This window comes from Streptomyces sp. NPDC054847 (assembly GCF_053610925.1).
On the sequence record NZ_JBSGZJ010000495.1, the window covers coordinates 1 to 5,112 of the forward strand.

The 5,112-nt window shown below is 70.4% G+C and carries 5 protein-coding genes; 3 read left to right on the top strand and 2 right to left on the bottom strand.

Annotated features, from left to right (window positions below; translation table 11 throughout):
* Positions 1 to 1,937: hypothetical protein (locus tag ACWGH4_RS30880; protein ID WP_453466709.1), on the bottom strand; the 1,937-nt coding region annotated here is incomplete at its 3' end.
* Positions 1,938 to 2,287: 350 nt separating this feature from the next.
* On the opposite strand from ACWGH4_RS30880, the gene ACWGH4_RS30885 reads away from it, so the two are divergent.
* Complete coding sequence (locus ACWGH4_RS30885) at positions 2,288 to 2,506, top strand: heavy-metal-associated domain-containing protein (RefSeq protein WP_453466711.1); 219 nt, start codon at positions 2,288 to 2,290, stop codon at positions 2,504 to 2,506.
* A gap of 372 nt (positions 2,507 to 2,878) precedes the next feature.
* Here the strand turns inward: ACWGH4_RS30885 and ACWGH4_RS30890 are convergent, their stop codons facing one another.
* A complete protein-coding gene (locus tag ACWGH4_RS30890; RefSeq protein ID WP_453466713.1) occupies positions 2,879 to 3,415 on the bottom strand; it encodes a MarR family winged helix-turn-helix transcriptional regulator in 537 nt (178 codons plus the stop codon).
* A 315-nt stretch (positions 3,416 to 3,730) separates the two neighbouring features.
* On the opposite strand from ACWGH4_RS30890, the gene ACWGH4_RS30895 reads away from it, so the two are divergent.
* Both ACWGH4_RS30895 and ACWGH4_RS30900 read left to right on the top strand, forming a co-directional pair.
* Positions 3,731 to 4,342 (top strand): TetR/AcrR family transcriptional regulator, encoded by a 612-nt coding sequence (locus tag ACWGH4_RS30895; protein ID WP_453466715.1) that lies wholly within the window; start codon positions 3,731 to 3,733, stop codon positions 4,340 to 4,342.
* A 45-nt stretch (positions 4,343 to 4,387) separates the two neighbouring features.
* Positions 4,388 to 5,059: an enoyl-CoA hydratase-related protein gene (locus ACWGH4_RS30900; RefSeq protein WP_453466717.1), complete on the top strand. Its 672-nt coding sequence runs from the start codon at positions 4,388 to 4,390 to the stop codon at positions 5,057 to 5,059.
* The last annotated feature ends 53 nt before the right edge of the window (positions 5,060 to 5,112 follow it).

The window sequence follows — 5,112 nt, forward strand, 5'->3', positions numbered from 1 at the left end:
GAGGACGGTGCGACATGGACGTCCGCGGCGGTGCCGTGGGTGAAGGTGACGGCGTCGTCCTTGCCGTCGCCGGTGAAGTCGCCGGTCAGCGGGGTCTCTCCGGCGAGCGCGAAGTGGTCGTGCCACTTGCCGCCGCCCGCGAAGGAACTGCCGGTGGACGCGGCCGCGTACACATCGGCGGTGGCGTTGCGGGTGAAGGTGACGATGTCGTCCTTGCCGTCGCCGGTCACATCGGTCGGGGAGCCGCCGAGCATGACGCCGCCCGCGTCGCCGTAATAGACCTCGACCTCCGCGACGGACGTGAACGTCTTCTCACCGCCGGGCCGTCCGATGACACGCACTCCGTCGCCCGCCGCGGGATCGAAGGAGAAGGTGTAGGTGCGGTTGGCGCCGGCGGTGCTGTCGTACGGGTACGCGGGTGCGGTGCGCCCGCCGGAGACGTCGACCCACTGGTTGTCGCGCCGGACCTGCACCCGCAGGTCACCGGCGAACCAGCCGCCGTCGGCGAACATGTCGCCGGTCGTGTAGACGACCTTGTTCATCATGTACTGGCGGGGCCAGGTGTAGCCCCACCAACTCGCGCTCTTGCGCTCGTCGTTCCAGTCGTCCTCGTTCTGGGTCCTGTCGCCGTCGCTGTAGTACGCGTCCTTGCCGAAGTGCGTGGCGCGCTGGACGGGCACGGTCCCGGGCTCGCGGCCGAGGTTGCGTGCGGGGTCGGCGGCGTTGCCGGGTGTGGTGTCCTGACGCGGTTCCAGACGCAGCTGCCGGAGCGAGAAGGTGTACGCCCAGTGGTCGCCGTGCGGGTAACCGCCGCCGCAGGGGCAGACGTTGGACTGGAGCCACATGGATCTGCCGTCGGCGCTGATGTACTTCGACGGGATGGTGGTCGCGTAGCCGCCGTGCTTGCTGTGGGTCCACGGGTAGCCGCCGAAGTCCTTGGTGGCGAAGTGCTTCCAGGGGCCCCAGGGGCTGGTCGCCTCGTAGAACTCGAAGGTGTACTCGGTCCACGAGGTGTAGATGTAGCGGTTCAGGGGCTTGTTGTAGACGATGCCGCCCTGGCCGAGGACGGTGGTGTTCCGCACCCGGTTCTGGGTGAAGACGTCCTGGTAGATGTGACGGTCGTCGTGGAGGACGGGCTGTCGCCTGGTGATGTCCGTGGACCAGACGGGGTTCCCCGACGCGTCGAGGCCCGCGGCGTACTGCCAGGCGTTCTCGTCCATCACGGAACTCTTGTGGACGCGGGCGAGATGCAGGTCGACCGGGTCGGGCACGCTGTCGTCGAACGAGTCACGCCAGTTGTGGTCGAGGCCGTACGCGTAGACGTAGTCGTCCGGGGCGTTGGCGTAGTCCTTGCCGTAGTCCAGGAACATCACCGTGGTGAAGACGCCGCCGCCGAACATCGGCCGGGTGCGGTCCCACGTCCAGGTGCGTCCCTTGTCGGTGGACTTGGCGATGGTCGCGGCGGGCGCGTCGTTGAAGTCGGTCGCCAGGTCCTGGACCGCGAGATAGAGCGCGCCGTCGACGCAGGCCATGCCGGTGGGCTTGCGGTTGTGGTCGGCGGTCCAGATCTGGCTGACATCGGTGGCGAGCTGGGTGCCGGTGAGGCCGCCGGGCATGCCGGAGATCTTCGCGACGCCGATGTCGCTGTAGTCGCCGCCGAATCCGACGCCGTCGCCGTAGGCGGTGTAGACGCTGTCGTCGTCGGCCCAGCAGTTGGGCCAGAGGTCGCCGTGGTTCTTGTTGTCACCGATCGCGGGGGCGCCTACGGAGGCGGCGGGTTCCACGTCGACCGTGGCGAAGAAGTCGCTCGCGGGCGGGGATCCGGCGGCTGCCGCGCCGGCTCCTGCGGACACACCGGCGCCGGCCTCCCCGTCGGCGGCCGTGCTCTGCGGCGCGGCGGTCAGCGCTGTGCACACGACCAGGAACGCGGTGGCCATGGCTCGGCCGACGGTCCGTCGTGTTGGTCTGGGTGGTCGGACGGCTCTGTGCATGGCTTGCTCCCGGTGGGTCGATCAGCTCCGGAAATCGATTTCAGCCGGGACGGTACAAGCGCGACAGGGTCACGTCAACGGTTCTGACAGAGCGGCCGGTTCCATATCTGAAGGGCCCTCATATCGATAGAAATGGGAACTTACGCAGGCGATCGACCAGGGTTTCCAAGGAATCCACCGCGAAAACGATTGCGCCGCGATCCCGCCAAGGAGCGCAGGCAGGCCCGCCCGTCGATATACCACCAGGGGGTATACACTGAGCCTGACGGCGTCCCCGTTCCGGAAGGAGCACCGTGATGGTCCAAGATGTCTACGAGGTCAAGGGCATGACGTGCGGCCACTGCGTCAGCGCCGTGACGGCGGAGGTGGGAGCACTCGCGGGAGTGGAGAGCGTTCAGGTCGACCTCACGTCCGGCGAAGTGACCGTCGCGAGCGAGCAGCAGCTCGCGTACGACGACGTCGCGGCGGCCGTCGACGAGGCGGGCTACGAGCTCACCGGCCGCCACGAGCGGTGAGCGCCCGGAACTTCGAAGCGCTGCGCAGAGCGGCGGCCCACCCTCTGGTCCGGGCCGTCGCGGTGGCGCTGCTTCAGGCAGCCGCGGCGAGACTGGCCGAATCGCCTCCGCGGGACTCGCGCGCACGACGTTCCGGTGGCGGAACCTGCCCCGGCCGGGCGGGAGGCGCCGAGGACCCGCGGTAGCGGATGCGGAAGGGGGCGCGCCCGCGGCCCACTTCCACATCCCCAGGAGGACCGGCGGCCACGGCCCGCGCCGCTGCCGGCGGCAGCGACGCACACACCGACGCGGTGTTCCCCGCTCCTCCACGCGGAAAGCACCGGTTGCCGTCAAGGATCGCGGGGGCTCCGGCGCCGGCCGGCCACCGGCTGCTCACTGGGCGGCGGCGGTCTCGTCGTCCGACGCGAGGATCGACTCCTCCAGTTTGCGCAGCAGCCTCGCGATCTGCCGGCGCTCGGACGGCGACAGCCCCGCGAGCATCCGGCGCTCGTTGTCGAGGTGCTCCTCGAAGACGGTGTCGACCGTCGCCAGACCCTTGTCGGTGAGCCGCGAGTAGACGACCCGGCGGTCGTCCGCGTCCCGCTCGCGCACGATGAGGCCGTCCTTCTCCAGGCGGTCGATCCGCAGCGTCACTCCGGCCGACGACACCAATCCGGTGTCGGCCAGCTGGCCCGCCGTCAGCCGGTACGGCGCACCCGCCCGCCGCAGAGCGGTCAGCACGTCGAAACCGGCGACGGACAGCCCGTGCCGCTCGATCGAGGCGGTGAGTCTGGTGCTGTACCGCAGGAAGGAACGGTGCAGCCGGGCCAGGACCTCGAGCGGACTCGTGTCGAGCTCCGGTCGTTCCCGCGCCCAGTCCTGGATCACCTGCGCGACGGCGTCCCGGTCCGCCGGCCTCGATGCAGCCATCCTCATCCCCTCGTACGGCTCCGCCGGACAGCCGCACGGCTTGTCACGGCACTGAGAATCTTACCGCTGAGGCGATCGGCAGATCGGCCGAGGGGACGCCACGGCGGACCGGCCGCAGGCCTTCACGGCCGTCGCGGCGGGCCGGGTCGCGGTCAGGCCCGTGAGCGGCGGGTCAGTATCCGCAGGGCCAAGAGCGCGACGAACGCGGCCGCCGGACCGCTGCAACCCTCTTGCATGTCCTATGGCATACCCCATAAGTTACCGACAGGTAGCCCGCTTGGCGGGTCGCCTTACCGTGAGGAAGGTGGTGGGCGGGTGAGTCCGCGCAAGAGTGACAGCCGTGAGCGGATGATCCTCAGTGCCGCCGCGCTACTGCGTGAGTACGGGGCGAGCGCGACCAGCGTGGACCGGGTGCTCACGCACAGCGGTGCCCCTCGGGGCTCGGTGTACCACCACTTCCCCGGCGGGCGGGCGCAGCTCATCGACGAGGCGGTGGCGCTGGCGGGGGACTTCATCGCCGGCCTGATCGATGCCGCCATGCAGGCGGACGATCCGGTGGAGGCCGTCGACGCGTTCTTCCTGCTGTGGCGCGACCGGCTGGTCGAGAGCGGCTTTCGGGCCGGCTGTCCGATCGTGGCGGTCGCTGTCGAGACCAACGACGACGCGCCGCAGCTCGCCCGCTCCGCGGCCGCCGTGTTCGCCCGCTGGCAGGAGGCCCTCGCGGCGCTCTTCCTGCGGCACGGCCTGGCCGAGGAACGCAGCCGCCGGCTCGGCGCCTTCATCATCGCCGCGGTCGAAGGCGCGGTGATCATGTGCCGGGCCGAGCAGAGCACCGCCCCGATCGAGGCGGCCGCCGCCGAGATCCACGACCTGCTCCTCCACGCCCTGCGTGACCGCCCGGCTGCCGAATCCGGGCCCCGGCCGTAGCTCGCAGTCCTTTGCCCACGTCAGCTCAAACCCGAAGGAGTCGCCATGCCCTCGCTCGACCGTCAGGACAACGTCTTCGTCCTCGACCTCGGGGACGGAGAGAACCGTTTCCACCCCGACTGGATCACCACCGTCGGTGCCGCGCTCGACGAGGTGGAGAAGGCGGAAGGGCCCCGCGCCCTCGTCACCGCCGCCACCGGGAAGTTCTACTCCAACGGGCTCGACCTGGAGTGGCTGTTCGCCCACGCCGACCAGCACCAGGACTACGTCGTCTCCGTCCACGAGCTGTTCGCGCGGATGCTGTCGCTGCCGGTCGTCACCGTGGCCGCGCTGCAGGGACACACCTTCGCCGCCGGCGCGATGTTCTCCCTCGCCCACGACTTCCGCGTGATGCGCGCCGACCGCGGCTACTGGTGCCTGCCCGAAGCCGACATCAACATCCCCTTCACTCCCGGCATGGCGGCGCTCATCCAGTCCCGGCTGGCCCCGCAGACCGCGCACGAGGCCATGCTCACCGCCCGCCGCTACGGCGGCGCCGACGCCGCGGCCAACGGCATCGTCGACCAGGCGGTCAGCGAGGACGCCGTGCGCTCCGCCGCGATCGAGATCGCCCAGGCGCAGGTGAACAAGGCCGGCGACACCCTGGGCACCATCAAGGCCCGCATGTACGGCCCGGCTCTGGCCACCCTGCGCGACACCACCGACCCGCTCGGCTGAGCCGGCACCTCACCGACCGCGCCACCCGCCCCCGGGACGTTCCCCGGGGGCGG